This window comes from Idiomarina rhizosphaerae (assembly GCF_024159085.1).
Lineage (GTDB): Bacteria > Pseudomonadota > Gammaproteobacteria > Enterobacterales > Alteromonadaceae > Idiomarina > Idiomarina rhizosphaerae.
In genome coordinates this window covers 190,030-212,950 of sequence record NZ_JAMZDE010000006.1, presented here as the reverse complement: position 1 = coordinate 212,950, position 22,921 = coordinate 190,030, and the positions used below count along the sequence as shown (strand labels likewise).

General features: G+C 42.9%; 15 protein-coding genes. 14 read left to right on the top strand and 1 reads right to left on the bottom strand.

The annotated features are described in order from the left end of the window. The first annotated feature begins 9 nt into the window (after positions 1-9). From gcvT to gcvP, 3 genes are all read left to right on the top strand, one after another. Positions 10-1,089, top strand: a complete 1,080-nt coding sequence (gcvT, locus tag NJR55_RS06685) for a glycine cleavage system aminomethyltransferase GcvT (protein WP_253618950.1) — start codon at positions 10-12, stop codon at positions 1,087-1,089. 50 nt (positions 1,090-1,139) lie between these two features. Beyond that, positions 1,140-1,529, top strand: a complete 390-nt coding sequence (gene gcvH / locus NJR55_RS06680) for a glycine cleavage system protein GcvH (protein WP_153849677.1) — start codon at positions 1,140-1,142, stop codon at positions 1,527-1,529. Positions 1,530-1,654: 125 nt separating this feature from the next. After that, the gene (gcvP, locus tag NJR55_RS06675; RefSeq protein WP_253618948.1) at positions 1,655-4,543 is read left to right on the top strand and encodes an aminomethyl-transferring glycine dehydrogenase; all 2,889 of its coding nucleotides are present in this window, start codon (positions 1,655-1,657) and stop codon (positions 4,541-4,543) included. A 372-nt stretch (positions 4,544-4,915) separates the two neighbouring features. On the opposite strand, the gene NJR55_RS06670 is transcribed toward gcvP, so the two are convergent. After that, positions 4,916-7,615: an ATP-dependent DNA helicase gene (locus NJR55_RS06670; RefSeq protein WP_253618946.1), complete on the bottom strand. Its 2,700-nt coding sequence runs from the start codon at positions 7,613-7,615 to the stop codon at positions 4,916-4,918. 445 nt (positions 7,616-8,060) lie between these two features. Between NJR55_RS06670 and NJR55_RS06665 the strand changes: the two genes are divergently transcribed. The 11 genes from NJR55_RS06665 to NJR55_RS06620 all read left to right on the top strand — a co-directional run bounded on the left by NJR55_RS06665 (position 8,061) and on the right by NJR55_RS06620 (position 22,792). Next, the gene (locus tag NJR55_RS06665) at positions 8,061-8,885 is read left to right on the top strand and encodes an alpha/beta hydrolase (protein ID WP_253618944.1); all 825 of its coding nucleotides are present in this window, start codon (positions 8,061-8,063) and stop codon (positions 8,883-8,885) included. Positions 8,886-9,270: 385 nt separating this feature from the next. Continuing rightward, on the top strand, positions 9,271-9,939 hold the full coding sequence (locus NJR55_RS06660) for a hypothetical protein (protein ID WP_253618942.1): 669 nt from the start codon (positions 9,271-9,273) through the stop codon (positions 9,937-9,939). Beyond that, on the top strand, positions 9,929-10,225 hold the full coding sequence (locus NJR55_RS06655) for a hypothetical protein (RefSeq protein ID WP_253618940.1): 297 nt from the start codon (positions 9,929-9,931) through the stop codon (positions 10,223-10,225). Before NJR55_RS06660 ends, NJR55_RS06655 begins: the two co-directional genes overlap by 11 nt. Before the next feature lie 523 nt (positions 10,226-10,748). Next, positions 10,749-11,933 (top strand): DUF3800 domain-containing protein, encoded by a 1,185-nt coding sequence (locus NJR55_RS06650; RefSeq protein WP_253618938.1) that lies wholly within the window; start codon positions 10,749-10,751, stop codon positions 11,931-11,933. Positions 11,934-12,254: 321 nt separating this feature from the next. Continuing rightward, on the top strand, positions 12,255-12,812 hold the full coding sequence (locus NJR55_RS06645; protein ID WP_253618936.1) for a hypothetical protein: 558 nt from the start codon (positions 12,255-12,257) through the stop codon (positions 12,810-12,812). A gap of 263 nt (positions 12,813-13,075) precedes the next feature. After that, complete coding sequence (locus NJR55_RS06640; RefSeq protein WP_253618934.1) at positions 13,076-18,904, top strand: DUF4011 domain-containing protein; 5,829 nt, start codon at positions 13,076-13,078, stop codon at positions 18,902-18,904. A 406-nt stretch (positions 18,905-19,310) separates the two neighbouring features. Further along, positions 19,311-19,868, top strand: a complete 558-nt coding sequence (locus NJR55_RS06635; RefSeq protein WP_253618932.1) for a hypothetical protein — start codon at positions 19,311-19,313, stop codon at positions 19,866-19,868. 371 nt (positions 19,869-20,239) lie between these two features. After that, positions 20,240-20,686, top strand: a complete 447-nt coding sequence (locus NJR55_RS06630) for a hypothetical protein (RefSeq protein WP_253618930.1) — start codon at positions 20,240-20,242, stop codon at positions 20,684-20,686. Beyond that, complete coding sequence (locus tag NJR55_RS13785) at positions 20,671-21,066, top strand: TIR domain-containing protein (RefSeq protein ID WP_420844461.1); 396 nt, start codon at positions 20,671-20,673, stop codon at positions 21,064-21,066. Before NJR55_RS06630 ends, NJR55_RS13785 begins: the two co-directional genes overlap by 16 nt. Before the next feature lie 37 nt (positions 21,067-21,103). Then, a complete protein-coding gene (locus NJR55_RS06625) occupies positions 21,104-21,766 on the top strand; it encodes an HNH endonuclease (RefSeq protein ID WP_253618928.1) in 663 nt (220 codons plus the stop codon). Between the two features lie 102 nt (positions 21,767-21,868). Beyond that, positions 21,869-22,792 carry a hypothetical protein gene (locus NJR55_RS06620; protein WP_253618926.1) on the top strand — a complete coding sequence of 308 codons (924 nt, stop codon included), beginning with the start codon at positions 21,869-21,871 and terminating at the stop codon, positions 22,790-22,792. Positions 22,793-22,921: the final 129 nt, after the last annotated feature.

Below are 22,921 nucleotides of genomic sequence, written 5' to 3'. Positions count from 1 at the left end.
GAACACGGTATGGGTAGCAGAACGCCACTGTACGAAGCACACGTAAAAGCGGGTGCAAAGATGGTTGACTTTCACGGCTGGGACATGCCGCTGAACTACGGCTCACAAATTGAAGAGCACCATGCTGTACGCCGTGACTGCGGTGTTTTCGATGTGTCGCACATGACCATTGTTGACGTAGAAGGCCCACAGGCACAAGCGTTTTTGCGTTACCTGCTGGCTAACGACGTTGCCAAGCTAAAAACCGAAGGCAAAGCACAATACACCAGTATGTTGAATGAAAACGGCGGTGTTATTGACGACCTTATTGTGTATTTCTTCTCAGAAACTGCCTACCGCATGGTCGTTAACTCAGCCACCCGTGACCGCGACCTGGCATGGATTGAAAAAGTTGCTGCCGATTTTGATGTCACCACCAAAGAGCGCGACGACATGGGTATGCTGGCGCTGCAGGGCCCTAAAGCCGCTGACAAAATTCAAAACGTATTAACCGCAGAGCAGTACGCCGAAATTGACGGCATGAAGCCTTTTGTGGGTAAAGACGTTGGCGATTACTTTATTGCGACCACAGGTTATACCGGCGAAAAAGGCTACGAAATTGTGGTTCCGGCCGAGCAGCTTGAAGCTTTGTGGAATGACTTGCTAAAAGCCGATGTTGCTCCATGTGGACTGGGTGCTCGTGATACACTGCGTTTAGAAGCGGGCATGAACCTGTATGGTCAGGACATGGATGAGAACATTACGCCGCTGGAAGCCAACATGGGCTGGAGCGTCGCGTTTGAACCGGCTGATCGCGACTTCATTGGTCGTAAAGCATTAGAGCAGAAAAAAGCTGAAGGCCACGACAAGTTAGTCGGCCTTGTGATGGAAGAGAAAGGTGTACTGCGTCACGGTCAAAAAGTAACCGTTGAGGGTGGCGAAGGTATCATCACTTCTGGTACATTCTCGCCTACACTTGGTTTCTCAGTTGCAATGGCTCGCGTTCCATCAAGTGTTGGTGATACAGCGGAAGTGGAAATGCGTAAAAAACAAATGCCAGTGAAGGTAGTTAAGCCAGGTTTCGTCAGAAACGGTCAATCTGTTTTATAATCGAACAAGATTCAATACATTCCGGCTACGCCGGTTAGAAGGAAAGTAAAATGAGCAATATTCCAGCAGATTTGAAATACGCATCAACCCACGAATGGGTTCGTGATGAAGGCGACGGCACTTTTACCGTTGGTATCTCGGAGCACGCGCAGGAACTTCTTGGCGATATGGTGTTTGTTGAGTTACCTGACGTAGGTGACAAAGTGGCAACAGGCGACGACATCGCTGTCGCTGAATCTGTAAAAGCAGCATCCGACATCTACGCACCAATGACCGGTGAAGTGGTTGCGGTTAACGAAGACCTGGAAGACGCGCCTGAAACCGTTAACAACGACCCTTACGGTGACGGTTGGTTATTCCGTATAAAAGCAGATGACAGCAGCGAGCTGGACAACTTGCTGGACGCAAATACTTACGAGGCTTCAATCGACGAAGACTGAGGCCATTGGCGCATAGCACCAATGACACAGAGCGTCCTGAGCCCCGGAACTTAGCCGGGGTTCATTGTTTCTTGTCTCCAATAAGTTTCCAATAAATTTCCGATAAATGTACGAGGCTGAGTTAAATGAGCAGTACTACCCTGACGCAATTAGAGCACCACGATGAATTCATTAGCCGCCATATTGGGCCAAGCGCTGATGAGCAAAAAGCCATGCTGGCTGAGCTGGGTGTAGATTCTTTAGAAGCATTAACCAAAGACACTGTGCCTGGTGCGATTCTGCGTGAACCGTTCCTGCAAACAGGGGAGCCGCAAACTGAACGCGAAGCTCTGGCTCGTCTTAAAAACATCGCGAAAAAGAACCAAATTTGTACCTCGTACATTGGTATGGGTTACTACGACACCGTAGTGCCGAACGTTATTTTACGTAACGTGCTGGAAAACCCGGGTTGGTACACAGCCTACACGCCGTATCAGCCAGAAATTGCTCAGGGTCGTTTAGAAGCACTGCTTAACTTCCAGCAAATGACCATGGACTTAACCGGTCTGGATTTAGCCAGCGCCTCATTGCTGGACGAAGCCACTGCCGCCGCCGAAGCTATGGCCATGGCGAAGCGTGTTTCTAAAAACAAAAAGTCCAACGCGTTTTTCATTGCCGACAACGTTTATACGCAAACGATTGACGTGGTGAAAACCCGTGCCGAATACTTTGGTTTCGACATTATTGTTGGGCCAGCGCGTGAAGCTTCCGATCATGACGTGTTTGGTGCGTTGTTGCAGTACCCGGACAAACAAGGCCAGCTGCACAACATTGAACAGTTAATTGGTGAGTTGCAGGAGAAAAAGGCCATTGTTGCCGTTGCTTCTGACTTAATGAGCCTGTTAATGGTGAAATCACCGGGCGAGATGGGCGCGGACATGGTGTTCGGTAACGCACAACGCTTTGGTGTGCCAATGGGCTATGGTGGTCCTCACGCCGCATTCTTTGCAACCCGTGACAAGTTTAAGCGTTCATTGCCTGGCCGTATTATTGGTGTTTCTAAAGACTCTCGTGGACGCCCTGCATTGCGTATGGCCATGCAGACTCGTGAGCAGCACATACGCCGCGAAAAAGCGAACTCGAACATTTGTACTGCGCAGGTTCTGCTGGCGAACATGGCGTCGTTTTACGCGGTTTATCATGGCCCGGACGGCTTGCGTCGTATTGCTAACCGCATTCACCGGTTAACTGACATTGTTGCCTTAGGTATGCAGGACAAAGGCGTGAAGCTGGTTAACAGCCACTGGTTTGACACCTTAACCTTTGAAATGAAAGAAAACGCTGCAGACGTATTGGCGCGCAGCAAAGCGCTGGGTCTTAACCTACGCGTTGACGGCGAAGGCGTATTTGGTATCAGCCTGGACGAAGCCAAAACGCGTGACGACGTTGAAACCTTGTTCGAAGCTTTGTTTGGCGACAACCACGGTTTAGACATCGACGTATTAGACAGCCGTGTTGCTGGTGGCGACGTAGAATCTATTCCGTCTGACTTAGTGCGTACTTCTCAGTATTTACAGCACCCGGTATTTAATGAGTACCATTCAGAAACCGAAATGCTGCGTTACATCAAAAAGCTGGAAAACAAAGATTTAGCCCTGAACCACTCAATGATTTCTCTGGGCTCGTGCACCATGAAGCTGAACGCCACCGCCGAGATGATTCCGGTGACCTGGCCTGAGTTTGGTCAGTTGCACCCGTTCTGCCCGGCAGAGCAAGCGCAGGGCTATTACGAGCTAGTTTCTACTTTGTCTGAATGGTTAATTGACGTAACCGGTTACGACGCTATGTCTATGCAGCCGAACTCCGGCGCACAGGGTGAGTACGCGGGGCTGCTGGCTATTCAGAAGTACCATGAAAGCCGCGGCGACGGGCACCGTAACATTTGTCTGATTCCAAGCTCTGCCCACGGCACCAACCCGGCTTCAGCTCAAATGATGAACATGAAAGTGGTGGTGGTTGACTGTGACAAGCACGGCAACGTGGATATGGACGACTTAAAAGCCAAAGCCGAAGAAGCGGGCGAGAACTTGTCGTGCATTATGGTCACTTACCCGTCCACCCACGGTGTGTACGAAGAAGGCATTAAAGACATTTGTGACCTGGTTCACAGCTACGGCGGTCAGGTTTACATGGACGGCGCTAACATGAACGCACAGGTGGGTGTAACCTCACCGGGTTACATTGGCTCGGACGTATCGCACCTTAACCTGCACAAAACTTTCTGTATTCCGCACGGTGGCGGTGGCCCTGGCATGGGTCCTATTGGTGTGAAACAGCACCTGGCTGAATTCCTGCCAAACCACTCTATTGTGAATATTGACGGCCCTAAAGCAGGCAACGGCGCGGTATCTGCTGCGCAGTTTGGTAGTGCCAGCATTCTGACCATTTCATGGATGTACATTGCCATGATGGGCGGACGCGGCTTACGTGAAGCCTCAGAAACCGCTATTTTGAACGCCAACTACCTGGCTGAGAAGCTAAGCAAGCACTTCAAAATCCTGTATCGTGGCCGCAACAACCGTGTTGCACACGAGTGCATTATCGACTTGCGGCCAATGAAAGACGCTGCCGGCATTGCCGAAATTGATGTGGCTAAGCGCTTGCAAGACTACGGCTTCCACTCACCCACCATGAGCTTCCCGGTAGCGGGTACCATTATGGTTGAGCCGACCGAGTCTGAGTCTAAAGCTGAGCTGGACCGCTTTATTGAAGCCCTGGTCAGCATTAAAGCTGAAGCCGAGAAAGTAGCCGCCGGTGAATGGCCGAAAGACAACAACCCACTGGTAAATGCACCGCATACACTAGCCGACATTACCGATGCAGAATGGGACCGCCCATACGATCGCAAAACGGCAACCTACCCGGTTGAAGCTGTTGGTTACGACAAGTTCTGGCCAACCGTTAACCGTATAGACGACGTGTTCGGCGACCGTAACTTGATGTGCTCATGCCCGAGCATTGAAGAGTATCGGTAAGCTGTGTGGCCTGACGTTCACGTCAGGTTCGATATCTCAGTGACATGAATATGGAGCCCGCTTTTAGCGGGCTTTTTTATCGCTACCTTGGAATTGAAGTCGATGACGCGCTTGATATTTCTGAGTCAATTGAGGTTTGACTGTTAGGGGGCTGCTACGGCAGCCCTGTGCCAAAAGCGGTCATTGAGAGCAGTGCATGAGCAGTCCCGCGCACCAATTACGTGAACTGATTGGTTTCAACAACTACGACCCCTTTATCTTTACTTGATTGCTAAAATCCTCGCTCAAAGACGGGAATAATGGGAAATCGCTCGCTGCCAGCAATCGGCTTAGTGACAATTTCCAGATGGTTTGATCGTGTAATCCGACTTTTTAACTGACCCTATTGAGATTTCTACGGCTTAAGAGCAAAGAAACGTCTTTAGAGTTGTTTTTACGTGCCAGTCTTTCTATAACCTTTTGCTGAGTCTCAGGTGTCCAAAACACTTTCAAGCGATCGCGGGTGCGAGTGATAGCTGTGTAGAAAATACTATGTGAAATATCGTCTTCGTTGGAATCAGTCACAACAATTTTAACAGAGTCGTACTCAAGACCCTGTGCTTTATGGATTGATACAGCATACGCAACTTGAAAAGGTATTGTGGTGTTGTAACTATCATCATCCTCATCGCTAGTAGTTGGATAGTCATAAACAGTAAACCTAACGATCGAGCCACTGATCCAATCAAGTTCGTCGCATTCACAAACATCAAATTCGCTTAAAGGTCTATCTAGCTCCACATCAAATTGAATCCACCCTGGAGACTTAGCGATTGCAACTATCCACCCCTTTAAATTATTGTAGATAACAGGTCTAAATCTTTCGCTATCAGAGAAGAGAACGGGATCGCCGACCTTAAACGTGGACTCGCGCCACATCGTTGCTTGCCCCTGATTACCACTTTGTAAAAAACGATTAATATTGTTTATTCCATAAAGACCGTCGTAATTTAAACAAAGGATGATTTCATCATGTGACTGTGATTCAAAAAGCGAACTATCCAGTAACGTTGAGTAGCTATTTTTTGCCATAATCTCTGCAATATCGTCACTTGAAGCACGGACACTGCTCCACAAGCGTAGTAACGCATCACTTTGTGTTCTGTATGGTGTTTTCAGTTCAAATATTGATGAGTTAGGAATGAAGGATGGAACAACACTAAACCAATTTCCAAATTGTATCGACTCTATCTGATAAATATCACCAACAAAAACCAGAAGTTTAAAGGAGGTATTTTCAAGGACTTTAATTAAGTCCGCATTACTTACAGTGCTGCTTTCATCTATAATGAGCAAATCATAATCTTGATTAAATGCTGGTGACTTAATCTGCTTTCTGATCGTCTTAAACTCAGCGTTTTGAGCGTTTACCCTGCGTTTAAGATTATCGGTTGCGGGATTGGTATGAGCGAGAAAAAGCTTTTTCTTTTCATTAAAGTACTGGGCTATATGGTGAACCATCGTAGTTTTCCCAGTCCCAGCAGCTCCATAAATAAGAGCTACACACGATTGACAAAACAGTTGCTTTAGAGCCTCCGCTTTCGTAGGGTCATCGATCAACCTAGGGTTCTCATTTAACCATTTTTCCACAGCTTGCTTATAGCCTGCTATTCCTCTACCTGTATTTTCTTGCAGCTTTTCAATGATAGAAACAGTCTGGTTTTCATATCCACATTCGAATATGTGTCCCTTATCACAGACTAATTTACGTTCTCCATGCAAGTAGTATAGGCGACTATTGTATTCGCGAATGAGTGCAGCGACATCTTCATTGGGGAAGTCCGCTATAGACGTGTACAGAATCCCATGGCGTTCAACATTAGTTTTTACCTTTCTTGCTAAAATCTCATGACTTCTTCCTGTCGCGTCAATGCTCTCTACAATATCGATAAAACGGGGGTTGTGACCATATAAAGAAGTGCAGAAAGGCATTTCATCGAATGGAATACAGCTAAATGCGAAATTTAAATTAGATAATTTATAACACCGTTGTCTCGAATATTGTGCTTTTATGATTTGGTTGTTCATGCGAAGTAATAGATAGCGAATGATATTATGGCCTTGTGAATTCGCTTTAACTAACCCGCGGGCTTTATCCAAAATAGGAAAAATTTGTGGTGCTTTAACTTTGCTTGTTGCAGCTAGCTTAATTGCTGAATAACTATTGTCCGACATCAGTACAAAATCGAGAAGACTTTCTGAATTTGATGTTAGACACTGCATCACGTGACTGTATTCAGATGAATTCGTTCTGACCTTCGCGCGTACTCCCAACGATTTGGCGAAATTATCGAACTCGCAAGGCCTTATAGATACCCTCCAGCCCCGAATTACCGTTATAGGCATAGTTTGTCCAAGTACTTGGATTGACTCTCTTTGTAAAGTGAGCATCGCCGCGTGTTTGTCAGCAATATCGAAATGGGTAAACGCTATAATTCGATCGAATTTATTTGATTTATTGATTGCTCTGTAAAAGGTAACCTCATAGTAAATTCTACCAAAGCAAAAAAACGGTCTTTTTTTGTGGATGTAATATCGCTCAGAGGTAGTATTACTGCCGCTAACATTGATATGTGCATCAATCTTATTGGCAATTTTTTCATGGTATTCTCTAAGAGAGGGGTCGAGGTCAACAGGGAATAATTCAAGGTTTGCCAATATCTGGATGTTTAAACGATTGCGAAGTAAATCTCTGATGCGATGCAAATATTCATAGTACTTGAGCATTAAGCGCTCAGAACTGTCGCCGTCAACGGTATAGTGCGAGACACTAATTTGCAGAAGACGATGAAATTTGGTTAAAAAATTAAGACGACCGTCGCTTTTGATTACGCGAATACTTGGGTTAACCAAATCATAGTTAAACTCATTATCCAAAGCGCCGTTATTAAAAAGAACCACTACCCCTTCTACCAGATTTCTTAACTGTGAAAGTATATTCTGGGAGAGCAAGTCTCTCTGATCAGTTAGCCGATCTATATTTTGACTGATTGTATAATCAGCACTCATAATTTGCTCATTGATGGTAGTCATGAATTGTAAATTCCTTTTATCTACTTAAGACGGTTGTCTAAACTGGCCTTGTTTTTATTTAATTTAACATTAAAAATGTCCCATAATCAGTTAATGCATTGTGTACAATGCCTATTTTTCGCTCAAGCTGTTTTAATACTCTCCCGAATGTTGGCTAATTACTATCTGTTCTTTTCCAGCCGACAGCCTTCGCGTAGTTTCAGTTAATATTCGGTATTCTTCAGGGCCAGATTCTCATTAATACCCTTGCCAGTAATACAGGCTGTTAGCTAAGCTACCAGAATTTCTAGCCAACGTCCGTTCCTCGCTCTCAGCGGACGTAAGCAAAAGGTTATTCATTGATAGAAGTATAGGTCGAGCTAAAAGCTATTGAATGCAAGAGTGAAAACTGGTTAAGTACGTTAACCATTCTGAGCGCCTTGCTCAAGCTTATAGGAAATCAATAATGAAGTTAGTTTGGGTGTTCATCCTATTCATCTTCTGCCCAGTAACCTTCGCCAATGACGCTGTAGAAATTCCCAGAAGCAAGACAGTTGAGTTAACCGACCCCGCGAGTAAACTTGTTTATCCAGTTTTTATTAAGACGCCGCGCTCATATAGATCTAATACCGACAAGGTCTATCCCGTTATTTACCTGACCGATGGCATGTATAGCTTTCAAATAGCCTCTGGCGCCACACGATTCCCGATGAATAGTGGAGCAATGGAGGAAGCCTTTATTGTCAGCTTGTCATACTCCAAAGGGTCGAAAGGTGCATCGAGCCGTATTCGAGACTACACCCCAAGCCGCGCAGATGATTGGAAGTTGCCAACTGGCAATGCTGAGGGGCACGCGCGTTTCATACGAGAAATGGTTTTCCCCTATATGGCGGCTAATTATCGGGTAAGCGCACATGAGCGCACCTACGTGGGAAACTCGTTGGGCGGATTATTTGGTGCTTATATACTGTTTGGACACCCTAGTATGTTCAGTAGTTATGTGCTTGGTAGCCCGTCAATTTGGTTCAACAGCCATGATTTGTTGAATTTAAAGCTGAACGAGTCAAGCAGCCCCATTAAAGTTTATATATCAGTTGGAAGCCTTGAGCGTCCGCAGTTTGGAGAAAAGCAGGATATGGTTTCCGGAGCTACCAAACTGAAGGACAAAATTGTTACCGAAGCTGGTGAATCTGTCACCCTCAAGTTTAATATAATTGAGGATGCAAAGCACGCCACCGCATTTCCGATCACCTTAATTCAAGGTTTAGATTGGATTTATGGAAAGCCCTAAGGTAGAGCAGCGCTGAAATTTCTCACTAACCAGTTATTTGAGCTTAGTCAGCAGCTATGAGTGATAAGCGGATCTTCGTTCTTTACCTGACTCAACTAGTGACTCACCTCACCGTTATTACTAAGTGTGGATTAGGCAAGACTCTTATCTCTGCAATATTGCGCGTTTTTTATTGTGTTGTGGATTTAAGTCGTTTAGTGTCAATTACATAACGAAAAATAAAAGTTGGATATTGTGCGCCCATTAAAGTGTAACTGAGCATGCTCCAATTGCTTTCGCTTTATTGGTTAGCTCAGTAACTTAAGAGTCAATAACTATCAATTGAACGAGTTACCAAGTACGCACAATATACAAATGTTCGCATGATAGAGGAAACTTGTAAGTAATGAGTAATAAGGAAATCGCTACAGCTCACGCAGTAGCCACAATATTGGACTTGGCGTATCAGCAGTACGGGGCTCACTGGCAGAGAATAGGCAACATGCAGGCTAGTGCTGGTGGCGTGCTTACTGTTATTGCGATAATTGCAAGCTTATTGGTGGCAGTAACAAGCCAGTTATCTAATGTAGAAGAGTTTCTGAGGCAACTTGGTAATTTTGCATATTCTTTTCACCTAGCATTTCTATTTTCCTTCATATATCTGATCTTCGCTTCTGTTTACACTTACCAAGTGGTTAAACCGAAGGCCGCTTCAGTTTTAAAGGATCCAGCAACTGTTTATGAAAATGTTGAAGAGGAGGTCTCAAGTCAAATTGATGACAATATGTCTATTGACTGCATATCTCAAGTTGTTGGTCTCAATATTTTGTTCAAGGTTAACGAAGAGATTAAGTCGTTAGGCGATGTTCTTAGTAAAAATCAGCGCCACTACAGAAAATGCTTATTGGCATCATTTATGTCGCTTGGTGCTAGCTTTATTGCACTGGGGCATATTGTTGCAAACTCATTGCTGGGGAGTTCTTTCTCTGTAGTGATTGTCGGTGTTTTGGGGTATTTATGCGTTCTTGGACTTATCCCTTTGCTCATAAATTTTGGAGGTGTGCGTGAAGATTGAAGATGTTATTGGTAACTCTGAGTTGCCGGAGTGGGATGATGAAGAGCTTGAGGTTTCGCTTGAAAGTGCCCGGAGCAACCTCGTCGCGTTGAGAAAAAGGCACCCAAATAGATCTGGAAATATTCCGGATAATCCACCGAGTGCACAATCTATGTTAGCTAAGGCAAAGCAATTACACGCAACAAAAAAATCGGACTCTATGACAACTATTTCAATAGAGAGCTATGTTGATGAGTTAGATCTTGATCCTGAAACGCGATTATTACTTGAAAACATGAGCAGTTAGTGAAGAATCAATTGCGAACAAACCCATGCAGCAGACGCGCTAACGCGCGCAGCTGATGGGGGCGTTATGTGCCAAAGGAATTTGAACATTGTTTAATTTGTTAGACAAAATGCATCATGATGGCTCTATTCGAAACTGGTTTGCTTGGGTTGAAGCGCTAACATTAACTGCCGCACTTTACATAGCCGCTAATAAAACCAGTGCCACGGTATTGTATTTTTTGGCCGCTATTTGTACTGTGCTCGCGTGGTGGACCGCGGTGCGTAGCTTGTTAGACACTCTAAATAAATGGTTATCCAAGTTGGCGATACCATTGTGGCTTAAAATATTAATTCAGGCCCCAATTTCTCTTGTTACGCCAACTGCAATCTTTGTGTTATTGGCTATTGCGTTGTACGGTTTTATAAAAAGTTAGGCACATAACAATCAAATGTTGGGGACACGAACACGTGGGCTCTGCTTTGCAGTATAACCTACGCGTTTGCGCCACCAAATTAGGGCGTTAAAAGGCCAAGGAGTCGGCATGAGTCGAAATAGTCAAGCTAAAAGAAAAAAGAAGATTGCTGATAAAAAGAAAAAACGGTCAGCAGAGCTGGCAATCAAAGCATCAGAAAGCTTAAAAATAGCAACTATATTTTTAGATGAATCTGGAAATACAGGTTCTAATATCATTGATGAAAACCAACCCATATTTACACTTTCAGGCTGTAAGTTTACTGAACAAGAAGCCCTTCGACTTATAGAGTTAACTGGTTCTCGCTCGCCTAAAGAAGCACACTTTAAACAGCTAAAGAGAAAAAAGTCAGGTCAGGATGGCATGGTTAGATTAATGAAACACTCATTAATCAACAAAAATAGAGTTAGGGTTGAGTTGTTCCATAAAAAATTTATGGTTACGACAAAAATTGTAGACCTCTTAATTGAGCATATGATGCACTTGAAGGGGAAAGACTTATATCTAAATGGAGCCAATATTGCTCTGTCAAATATGTGGTTTTATTGCTTGCCAACTTTTTGCGGTGAAGAACCAGTTCTGAAAATGTATAAGTCATTTGTTAAAATGATTAAATTTCAAACTGATGAGTTTATTGAACAGTTCTACTTTGATGTTGAAGCCTTGAACGATACTTGTTCAAACGACAGCTTTAAAAGTGATATCGATATGATTTTGAGTACGAGATCTATTATTCAGGGTGCTCTTGGCGGAATAGAAAAAGAGGCTCTTGATCCTTCAATTCCTGCACTCTTTTCCCAGTGTTTAAACTGGGGGGATGTACATCCTAAAGGTTTTCATATTATTCATGACGATTCACAAACATTAGAGAAACAGAAGGCTCTATTCGCGCAGTTCATGGACTGGACTCAAGACACCATTGAATTAGGGTATGACCGTAGGAAATTCAACTTACCTCTTAAAGGGAAAAGCTTGAAATTCTCAAGCTCTGAAGAATACGCTCAACTTCAAGTTGCGGATATTATTGCCAGCTCGCTTGCTTATTGGGCAAATGGGGTAAGTAAAGGCGAAGAAGACGATTATTTCTTTTTAGAATTGAATAAGCTTGGTTTGGATAAATTAACTACGAGAAATAAAATTTGGCCAACTCTCGATGTAACACCGAAAAGTTTAGGAGCAGAGTATGATGGTGGAATAAACCCCGCAGATAGTATGGCTCACTACCTTATGAAAGCAAGGGAAAGTGGGGAATAAGTAGCCGCTTAGCAAGGCGTTATACGAAGACTGCCATTAGGGAGGAGTACCGAACTTGTCCATAGTAGTTAACTTGAGGAACTGGTTCGAAAAGACCCAGATTCTCTAGGTGCCAAAATGTCCCTGCAGGGGACAGGGTCATCCATATCAATAATGAAGAAATAATAATTGCAAGCAAGGGAGAAAATGGGTTTGATTTTACCCCATTGGGAGGTGTTCCAAAGATTTCGTCTAACAAGCCGCTCAATGGTTACGCCGCAAGCGGCGCACATTAGCGGAGCGTTATGGCTCAATGTTTCACTAGGGGAAATTTTCAGTTAAATGGTAAAAGCGATTTTTAACAATTTTGAAATGATAAGCCCACTACCTATGTTGTGGTGGCTTTCTATAGGTTTGATTGCTCAGTGGATTCATCCTTCGACGCTTTTAAATAGCGACAATGTCTCGATTACAACCCTTCAGTTTGGGCTGGTTTTGGCATTTGTGCTCTCAATGGCTGCCTTATGGCTTTCTTTTCTATGGGAAGACAAGCCTAGCGAAAGTAAATTTCTAAAATTTCTATACAACAGTTCAAGACAGTTTATGGAGTTAGCGATGGGGGTCGCCGGTTTCTCCGCAGCATACTTTCTATTATCTTCAGTGTTTTGGCTTCCCGTTGTGCTGATGATTTCTTCAGTGGTTTTGGCCGTCTGTGCAAATCACATTTTTCTCATCACCTTCAATAAAACCGAAATTGGCACATACAAACTGGTTCTTCTTCTGGATGAAAGATTTGGAACGGAATGGAATTCTTTCGGAAGTAAGGTGGTTGCTGGGTTCTTTGCGCTCGTGGCTATGGTGATCGTCGGCGGAATTACGTGGCAATGGTTAAAGGCATAACAATACGTGCCAGTCGGACAGTTTGTTCCGTGGCTTTTTCGTGTTGGTCGCTAAGCTAGCACAAATATCACTCCACGAACTGCCGCTGCACTCTGCGTTAACGTCTGCTCCTGGCAATTACCAGCCTGTCAAAACTGATGGCAGGTTTTTGCTCATAATGTATGGCTACGGAGGTTCAAAATTGGACTTAATTTGAATGAAAGAGTAAAAAGGGAGAATCAGCTTGAATTGCCGTTAGGAACCTTGTTCGAAAGGGATCGAAAATGGAAGACAAAAATATAAAAAATACAACTATCAAAAATATCGAACTAGCAATTGATGTTACGCCTACTTTTTCACTTGCAGCTCAGCAAAACTCCTATCCTATATTAAAATCGATTCGCATAAGTTATCCAAAAAGTGATGAACAAGAACTCCAGCCGTTGAATTCATTGAAACTCAACTTGTCTGGCATAAATGATTGGCTAGAAGAGGAAAGTTGGCACATAGACAGGCTGGAGCCTGGTCAATCGGTTAATCTAAAAATAAAAGAACTCCGTTTTCCTTTCGAAAAACTTTACGGTATTACCGAGGAAATCAGTCAAGAATTATCGTTTAAGCTTCTCAGCGAAGATGGAGAAGCAGTCGCAGAGTATAAGACAAAGCTAAATGTGTTACCTGCCAACTATTGGGGAGGGGAAGAGAGACAACCTGCTCTACTTGCTGCTTTTGTAAAGCCTAACGGTGTGTACGTAGAGTCTCTAGTCAGAAAAGTGGCTCTTACACTTGAGCAAGCCGGTTATGGGCGCTCAGTGGACGGGTATCAATCTAATACTCGAGACAAACCCTATTTAATGCTGGCGGCGCTTTGGAATGTTATTTTTCAAGTAAAGCTCGCGTACGTAAGCCCTCCTAAAGGCTTTGCAAAACGTGGGCAACGGGTAAGACTGGCGGCTGATATAAGTCACTCCAGGATGGCAGCATGTCTGGATTCATCGTTGTTATTCGCGAGCTGCATTGAGGCAATGGGTTTAAACCCTGTAATAGCTGTGACTCAAGAGCACGCTTTCGCAGGCGCATGGCTTATAGATGAGAAATTGCCTATTTTAACTAACGATGACCCTCAGGATGTTCGTAAGCGCGTAGATAACAGAGATTTAGTCTTATTTGAAACTACATTGGTGACGAATGATTCTTCTGTAACCTTTGAACAAGCTAGAGACCATGCAAGAGGCTTGTTGGCTGAAGAGTTAGAATCTCAGTTTGTTATGGTTATTGATGTTGCCCAAGCAAGAACACAGTCAATAAAGCCACTTTCGACGGTAGAAGAAAAGAAAGAAGAAAAAACATCGGAAGAAGACTTTGCTGACCTTGAGTTGCCCGTTATTCCTCCGTTACCCCCAGTAAGAAAAGACGAGCAGGTAGTAGATGATACGCCGGAAACTCGAATAGATACGTGGTCGCGGAAGCTGCTTGACCTTACCAAAAAAAATCGTCTACTTAATTTCAATGATAGGGCTATTGCCATCAAGCTCTATTGTCCAGATATCGCCGCAATGGAAGATATGCTGGCGGATGGCACGAAGTTTAAATTTCAATCTGCACAGGAAAGCCCCTATTTCGACGCTAGCCGTGACAGTGAAATGTTCAGGCTGCAAACAGGATCTGATGTTCACCGGGAGTACGCTCTAAACCAAATTAGAAATAAAGTACTTATTGCTAATCAACCAACTAAAAAGCTGGATAAAAACTCCGTTGAACTTTTCCGGAAGGCAAAAAACGATCTTGAAGAGGGCGGCTCCAATACTCTATTTCTCGCGCTAGGTTTTCTAAAGTGGAAAGAAAATCCTGAGGACTCTCGAAGTTATAAAGCTCCCTTACTGTTGGTGCCCGTTAAATTAACGAGACGTAGTGCACGGGCGCCGGTTTACGTAGAGCAATTGCAAGAGGAAGATCCTATCTTCAATCTCACTCTCATTGAGTTTTTGCAATCAGAGCATGATATCAATCTGAGTGAATTTAAGGAGGAGCTACCTGAAGATGACAGTGGCGTAGATGTTTTGTATGTATGGCAGCGGGTGAGAGATGCAGTTAAAGAACAGGCGGGTTTTGAGTTAGTCGAAGAGTTGGTGCTTGGGTCGTTTTCATTTGCAAAATATCTGATGTGGAAAGATCTTAGAGACCGATTGGACGATTTGAAGCAAAATCCGTTCGTGAAGCACTTAGTTGATAACCCGCGAGATCCGTATCCGCAAGAAAGTACATTTATTGAACGGGATGAGATCGACAAAAAGCTTGATCCAGCCTCTATTTATACACCACTGAATTGCGATAGCTCGCAGCTGGTGGCAGTCGATGCATCTGCCCGTGCTCAAGACTTTGTTTTAGAAGGACCTCCAGGTACAGGAAAATCTGAAACAATAGCGAATATCATAGCCCACAACATTGGTCTTGGTAGAAAGGTTCTGTTCGTTGCCGAGAAAATGGCTGCGTTAAATGTGGTTTACCGGAGACTGGAAAAAGCTGGTTTAGACCATTTATGTTTGGAACTTCACAGTAATAAAGCAAATAAGCGGGCCGTGTTAGATCAACTAAACAAAGCATGGCAAAAGCGTGAGGGTCTGAATCCCAGAACGTGGGAAACGAATGTTGCAGAATTGAAGAAAAAGAAAGAGCTGCTAAATAACTACGTGCGAGCCCTGCATGCTAAGTCCATTTTTGGTCTTACTGCGCGAGATACTATTTCAGCATTAGCTATAAATAGCGAATCATTGAAGGTAAAGGTTAATTGGCAGCCGGATATTGAAGCCGCTCCAATCTCGTCTGAAGAAGATTTAAACAAAACTAAGGAATTAATTGGTCAGCTAGCTCTAGCGTTTTCCGACGTAAGAACACTGAATATAGAGGCATTTGTGCTCGTTACAGCAGTTGAGTGGTCTAATGTCTGGCAGTCCCGGCTCCTATCCGCAATTGATAGTTGGAAGGAAAATCAAAAAGCTGTGGAAGAGGCCTTATCTGTACTGCTTCCATATTTTTCTTTAGAGGCAACTTTAAAAACCGTAGATAATCTTGAATCAATTGGAAGATTAAATCATCTTGCTGACTTTGCCTGTAAACACGATATTGCTTTTGCTATCGATAATGGGGCAAAAGAACGTATCGCTGCTCTTCGAGAAATCGCAAATCTTAAAATGGAATTTGATGCAGCTCTAGAAGAGATATCACATGGTGTAACAAGTGAAAACGTTTCTAAAGTGCCAGTTGAACATTGGCATAAACTTGCTGAAGAAGCCAAAAATGGGTGGCTTAAGTCATTTTTCAGAAGAAGAAAAATTAATAGTGAAGCGGTAGCTCTTGGCTTATCAAAAATAGATGATTTGTCAATTATTGAACAGATTGCCAATTGTCAGGAGTTAAAGTTAAACATCGAAGATAGGCTAAAAATATTTGAGAAGTACTCGATTTGGTCGGGCTGGAAGACACGCCCTGAAAGCTTAGAGGAAATGGCTGATATAGGTGATGAAGTGAGGGACTGTGTCTCAAAGCTAGTCAACCTTACTGAGGACCCAACTGAAATACTGATTCCTGTTAAAAAGTGGTTTATTGACGGCAGAGAGTTTTTAGAGGACTCAAAGGTCTATTCCGCGTTAACGATTTACAACAAGGTGCTAGAAAAACTTCAGGACTCTAAATCCGAACTGAATAAAGTGGGATTAAAAGTCCCCTCTGATGCTGAGCTATCAGGTTTAATCAATAATCTCAGTGAAATAAGCTCACACTCGCCAAAACTGAAAAGCTGGTGTGAATGGCAGTCGGCAAAGCAAAAGGTGACTGCACTTGACCTCCAATCTTTTAGTCAAGGGTTGGAATCTGGTGTAGTGAGCCCGGAGGAGCTAAGTGAGCAATTTAGAGTTGCTTTCTGCCAGTGGCTTGCTCCGCTACTTATTGATGCAAAAGATGAACTTCGCCAATTCAAGGCATCAACGCATGAACAGACAATTGAAACTTTCAAAAAACTTGATGAGAGAGTTGCGAAAATTACGAGCGAATACATTGTTGCTCTAGTATCAGAGACAAAACCTGTTCAGGGCGCTAAGGATAATCCCAGACAGTTTGGGGTGCTTGCAAAAGAGCTACAGAAGAAGACAAGACATATTCCAATCCGCGCTTTAATTAATCAATTGGGGAACTCCCTATTAGATCTTTCTCCTTGCCTAATGATGTCACCTTTGTCAGTCGCACAGTTTTTACCGTCCGACTTTAAAGGCTTCGACTTGGTTGTCTTTGATGAGGCTTCACAAATGACAACGTGGGACTCTGTAGGGGCGATAGCGAGAGGAAAAAATGTGATAATTGTTGGTGATCCAAAGCAAATGCCACCAACTAACTTCTTTTCTGCTGGTGGCAGTTCAGATGATCCCGATGAAGAAGATCTGGAGTCAATCTTAGATCAGGCATTAGCTGCCAGACTTCCACTTAAGCGTCTTATGGGACACTATCGGAGCAAGCATGAAACGCTTATTGCGTTCTCAAACAGTAAGTATTATGAGAACTCGCTTGTTACTTACCCCTCTTCAGAAACAAAAGAATCTGCTGTATCGCTGCATCGTGTAGACGGAATTTACGCGAAAGGAACAGGAAGAAACAATCCTATTGAGGCGAAAGCAATCGTGGATGAAATTGTTAGAAGGCTGCTTGATAAAAATGAGTGTAAAAAATCTATCGGTGTTGTAACACTCAATACTGATCAACAACGGACTATTGAAGATCTCTTAGATGATGCGAGAAGGCAACACTCCGCTATCGAAGAGTATTTTCAAGATGGTACGGATAAAGAGCCTGTATTTGTCAAAAATTTAGAATCGGTACAAGGAGATGAGAGAGACATCATTATGCTTAGTTTAGCTTATGGCCCAACGGAGCCTGGTGCTAAGACAATGAGTATGAACTTTGGTCCTCTCAATAAAAGCGGAGGAGAAAGGCGTCTAAATGTTGCTATAACTCGCGCTACAACTGAAATTGTTGTTTTCAGTAGCTTTGACGCCTCGATGATTGACTTGAGCCGAACCAATTCGATAGCGGTTGAACACCTAAAACACTTCTTAGAATTCGCTGAAAAAGGACCCATTGCTCTGGCTGAAATAGCATCGGCTGATCATGGTGTCGATCAGTTTGACAGTGATTTTGAAGAAGCCGTAGCGCAGGAACTTCGAGTTAAAGGATGGAAGATTCAAACTCAAGTTGGCGTGAGTAAATTCAGAGTCGATTTGGGGGTTTTGCATCCAGATAGGCCTGGAAAATATATAGCTGGAATTGAATGCGATGGAGCTACATATCACGGATCTCCAGCTGCCAGGGACAGGGATAGAGTAAGACAAATAATTCTCGAAAGCCTTGGTTGGAATATAGTTCGATTATGGTCAACCGACTACTTCGTAGACTCGAAGTCTGCTATAGAAAAGATTGATTTAAAGCTAAGAGAAATACTTGAGGCCGAGATGGAAAAAGATACTCTTGAAGAGGCGGAAGCAGAGGCAGCCATCTTATCCAAGAGTGTTTCCATTAGCTCTAAATCTGAAAGTGCACCTACTGACAATGTAATACCACAAGACTCTGACGGTAACAAAGTTTTACATGAACAAACGCTAAATTCGGCAGATTACTTTAAGCCGGAGTATGCTGAGAAATTGGCTCAACTTGCAAAAGAAGTTCTGACTGAACGTCCGGGTATTACCCTACATTCATTAGCTCTAGAATTGGCAGATTTGCATGGTCTAGCGAAAACAAGTAAAAAGCAAGTCGACTACCTTCGGACAATTGTGGAACAGTTCGCTGGAATTAAAGAGAACGAAGATTACTCCCCAACTCTTTGGAGCGCCCCAGAAAAAATAGTTAATCTGATTGAATGGCGTGGTGTGGAAGCATTCGGTTACGACAGGAAGTGGAGTGAGTTAGCTTATGAAGAAGCTCTCGGTTTAGCAAAGTTTGCTCGAAGCAAAGATCCTAATTCACCTGTGGAAGTAATGTGTGAGGAACTGAAACTGAAAAGGCGGCACGAAACAACCGTCTCTAAATTTAATCAGTGGCTGAGGCAGTTAGAAGATAATACCTAAGATAGTTAATAGACAGCATGAGACACTCGGTTTGATAGCTTAAAGTTTATGGAAACTTTTATATACCCTGAAGCTGTATCTGAGTGTCTGCTCTTGGCACTTTGCCGACGGTCTGTAAAGTGCGAAGAGCGGACTTTCGGATTTCAACTGTTGACTCACCGTCTTGTTATTGTGTTGTGTATTTAAGTCGTTTACTGTCAATTATATAAAAAAATTAAAATTGAGTATTATGCGCTGGTCGAGTGCATGCTCAGATTGCTTTCGCTTATTCAGAGAATTTCAAGGTCGGAACCTTCACTATTTCAGTAACTTAAGACTCAGCACCTATAAATTGAACGAGTTATAAAGTGTGCACGCACAATTGGGAGCGTCCATAGATGTTATGTATTACAGGATTTAAGTCGTTATGATTCAACCTTTCTTTGATTTTATAGAAAAATTCGCTACCGACTTTTCATGGCGGAGATTGATTATATTTTTTACTTTGATAGTTATTATTGGCTTTGCATTCTTTTTTTATGAATCACAAACCTTTAACAACGAGTTGACTGCATACGAACGTACTATAGCGCTATTAGAAAAAACAGATAAGTTTGATCATAAAGATAAATTAGCAAATCAAGCTGTAGAAAATGTGCATAGAGGCTTGGTTGAGATCACTTCTAAGAAAAATATCGACACAAGCTTAGATATTGAAATCCAACAAGAGGTTAAGCAGGCTATCGCAGGTTCAATTATTTGGATCTTGTTTGCACTTTTTCTTATTCCTAGGGCATTTCGAGAAAATAAAAATAACGACATATTTGGTATAGTTGGTTGCCTAATTATAGGGGTCTTTACTGGTACCGTTGGCTATTTTTTACCAACAAACTGGAGTGATTGGATTCTGTTTGGATTATACCCAGTAGGTTTTAATCTTATATTATTTATACTATTTGCAGCTTACGGAAATCGTAGTAAGTAATACATAACGAGCCATTCAAGCACTGGAATCGAGGAAAGTTAAGCGAACCACCAGTTTGGTCGGAGAGGTATGCCTTCGAAGGTTCGCTTCCGAATCATAATATGCAAGGTGTGTATGTCTTTCTTTCTTAAAGGGCAGGGAGTATGGTTACTATCGGCTTTCCACAAGAATATGCCTATCTAGCAAACGCGCTTGAGCTTTATCTAGTTGGGAGAATGGAAACACAGCACAATGCCAGTCTTTCTGGAAGGGCTGTGTAGCCTTAATAAGGCCAGGTACAGCGACGTTTTTTTCGTTGTGGCTGCTTTCTTACAAAGCCGCTCGTACTGGCGGCGTTAGATTCCTATGGCAGTCTGGAGACATATAAAAAGATGACAGAATATAAGAGATCATGTGAGGATGAGCTAGATTGGGCAAGTGTGGATCAGCTTCACGAAGCGACTCTACAAATAAGTAAGAGCTGTTTTGAATTCAAGAAAATCTGCGTGGGGCTTATTGGTGCCGCTTTGGCGATCTTAGCCAAGCTAACTGATAATCACCTTGATCATTCCTACTTTGTTATCCCGCTTCTAATTTGTTTTGGATTTTGGGTTGCGGATTTTTCTGCGTACTATTTTCAAAGAAAAACACGAAGTGCTATGAATCGAAAATTACTTGCGATTGCACAGAGAAACTCCATTAGTAATTATCCTGATGGGGATTTAGCTGTAACTTGGTTTAGTGCGGCACTTAATCATTCAATGGCACTTTATTTTGCGCTGGCGATCTTCGGGACTGTTGGCTGGATAGCATATGCCATAAAATGGATTGGATCATAATGGTTATATTTGTCAGCTATACCACTAGGGATAACTATGTTGACCTTAATACATTAGAAATGGTGTCAGACGTGTTGTCGAATTATGGGCCGCATTATATTGACCTTCTGCATAACGACGCTTCTGAAAAGCAACGTCATGTCGAAAAGATGCTATTTCATGCTCAGCTCATGATTTTGATAAATTCGCGGTCTATTCAAAAATCTGAATGGGTTCAGTGGGAATTGAGTGAGGCCAAAAAAACTGGTATTCCTATAATTACAGTTCAAGCATCTATAAACCCGAAAGAAACTATTGATAATTTAAAATATAAGGTAGCTTTGGAGTTTAATAAGCTACCAAAGCGTTTAAGCAAGGACGTGCTAACGCACGTCGATTAGCTTTTCGTTAGACAACAAAATAAGCCAAAAAAAAGATATGTGGCCTCAAAAAGTTAAAGAAAATGTACTAGTTGCTTGTGGGAGACATTGCTGTGTCTGTCATATGTTTTGTGGGCGAAATATAGAGCTCCATCACATCTTGATGGAGTCGAAAGGTGGTGATTCTAACTTCGATAATTGCATACCGCTTTGCTTTAATTGCCATGCTGAGGCGGGCCATTACAATAGCGAACACCCTAAAGGTACCAAATACTCATCAAAAGAGCTTCGAAAGCATAGAGACCGCTGGTATCAGGCTGTAAAAGAGCTTGAGTTCTTAGAGAGTAAATGGAAAGAAAGTCAGAACAAGCAGATTGAAGAGGTTTACGAAGATCAAGTCGTCACGTTAAAGGGGTTTGTCTGGCGAGAAGCATTTCCTGGTCCTCCAAATTATGATTCTTTTGAAACCGATAGAATCGAAACCTATTGGATGTTAGTTCTTCCAGAACCAATTTCCCTATTCACTAATAGTTTCGAGACTGAAGAGACGATAAAAATCGAAAACATAAAAAAGCTACAGTTGTGTGTGGATTCAGAATTCTATAAATCTAACAGAGAAATCGTCCGCACAAATGTGGAGCTAACGGGAAAGCTCTTCATGTCCATCTCAGGTCATCATCATGGCGATGCAAATTTTGATATTCGAGCTCTGCATGCTTAACAAGTGTATTAACTTCGTTGCGGCCCAATGGGCCTCGACCGGACGCTCTTGTAGGATCGCCGTTTATGCAAAGCGTTATACACCAGAAGGAGCCATTTTGTAATGATTGATGATCTGTCTCGCTCAATTCGGGCTAATCTCTACGAGCGAATCACAAACCCCTTGCTTGGTGCAGCCGCTGTCGCGTGGGTATTTTGGAACTACAAACTAATTCTAATATTGCTATCTTCGATTACACCAGCCGAAAAGATTACTTTTATCGAAGGAGTTTTATATCCCAGTTGGTACTGGAGCCTTCTATATCTTATAGCGCTTCCACTAATAAGCAGTATGGTGTTCTTATACGCATATCCGATTCCAGCAAAGTATGTTTATAGGTACACCCGCACTCAGCTCAAGGAATTGAAAAGAATAAAGCTCGAAGTTGAGGATGAAACTCCCGCATCTCAAGAAGAGCACATACAATTAAGGCGCAAGGTTAATGAACTTGAGAATCGCTACTATTCTGATCTTACCGAAAGAGATAGTGAAATTGCTCGCTTGCAAGGATTGATAGCCAATCAGAAGCAAACTTCATCTACACCATCGTCGGTGCGACCACGAAAAGAAACTGAAAGTGTGGTAGAAAATAAAATCAAACTGGGAGAAGAGCTGAATAAATTTGCCGATGAAGGAAAAATATCGTTGAAGAAAATAGTGAAGCTGACGGTAGGCGATAAGGATTATGTGCTGGGGAGTCATATCAAGAAAGAAGGGCCAGGAGAAGTAAGTGTGATTAAGCTGGAAGATAGCTATAAATACGAAGATGAAATATCAGTTCAAGTTGAGATTTCAGAACCGCTTGAACCGAATCAAGTTTTATGGGTATTTGACGGGCATTCAAGCAGGGAGCTTCACGGCACCGATTTTCAGCTAAAGAAAGCAGATTTCGCGATGAAAAATGCTCGCGTAGAAATTCGCCAACCCAATCCTATTAAACCTGGGAAACATATTGTTGTTAGTAATATTGTGCAATTCGCATATTAGGCCAATGCACAACAATGAGCTGCACACTAATAAATTACTCGCTAAGCTCACTAGTTACCGTTGATGGCACGAAGCGGACTATCGATTCATACTCAAATCAAGTGTTATTAACAACCCTCTTTCAAGTAT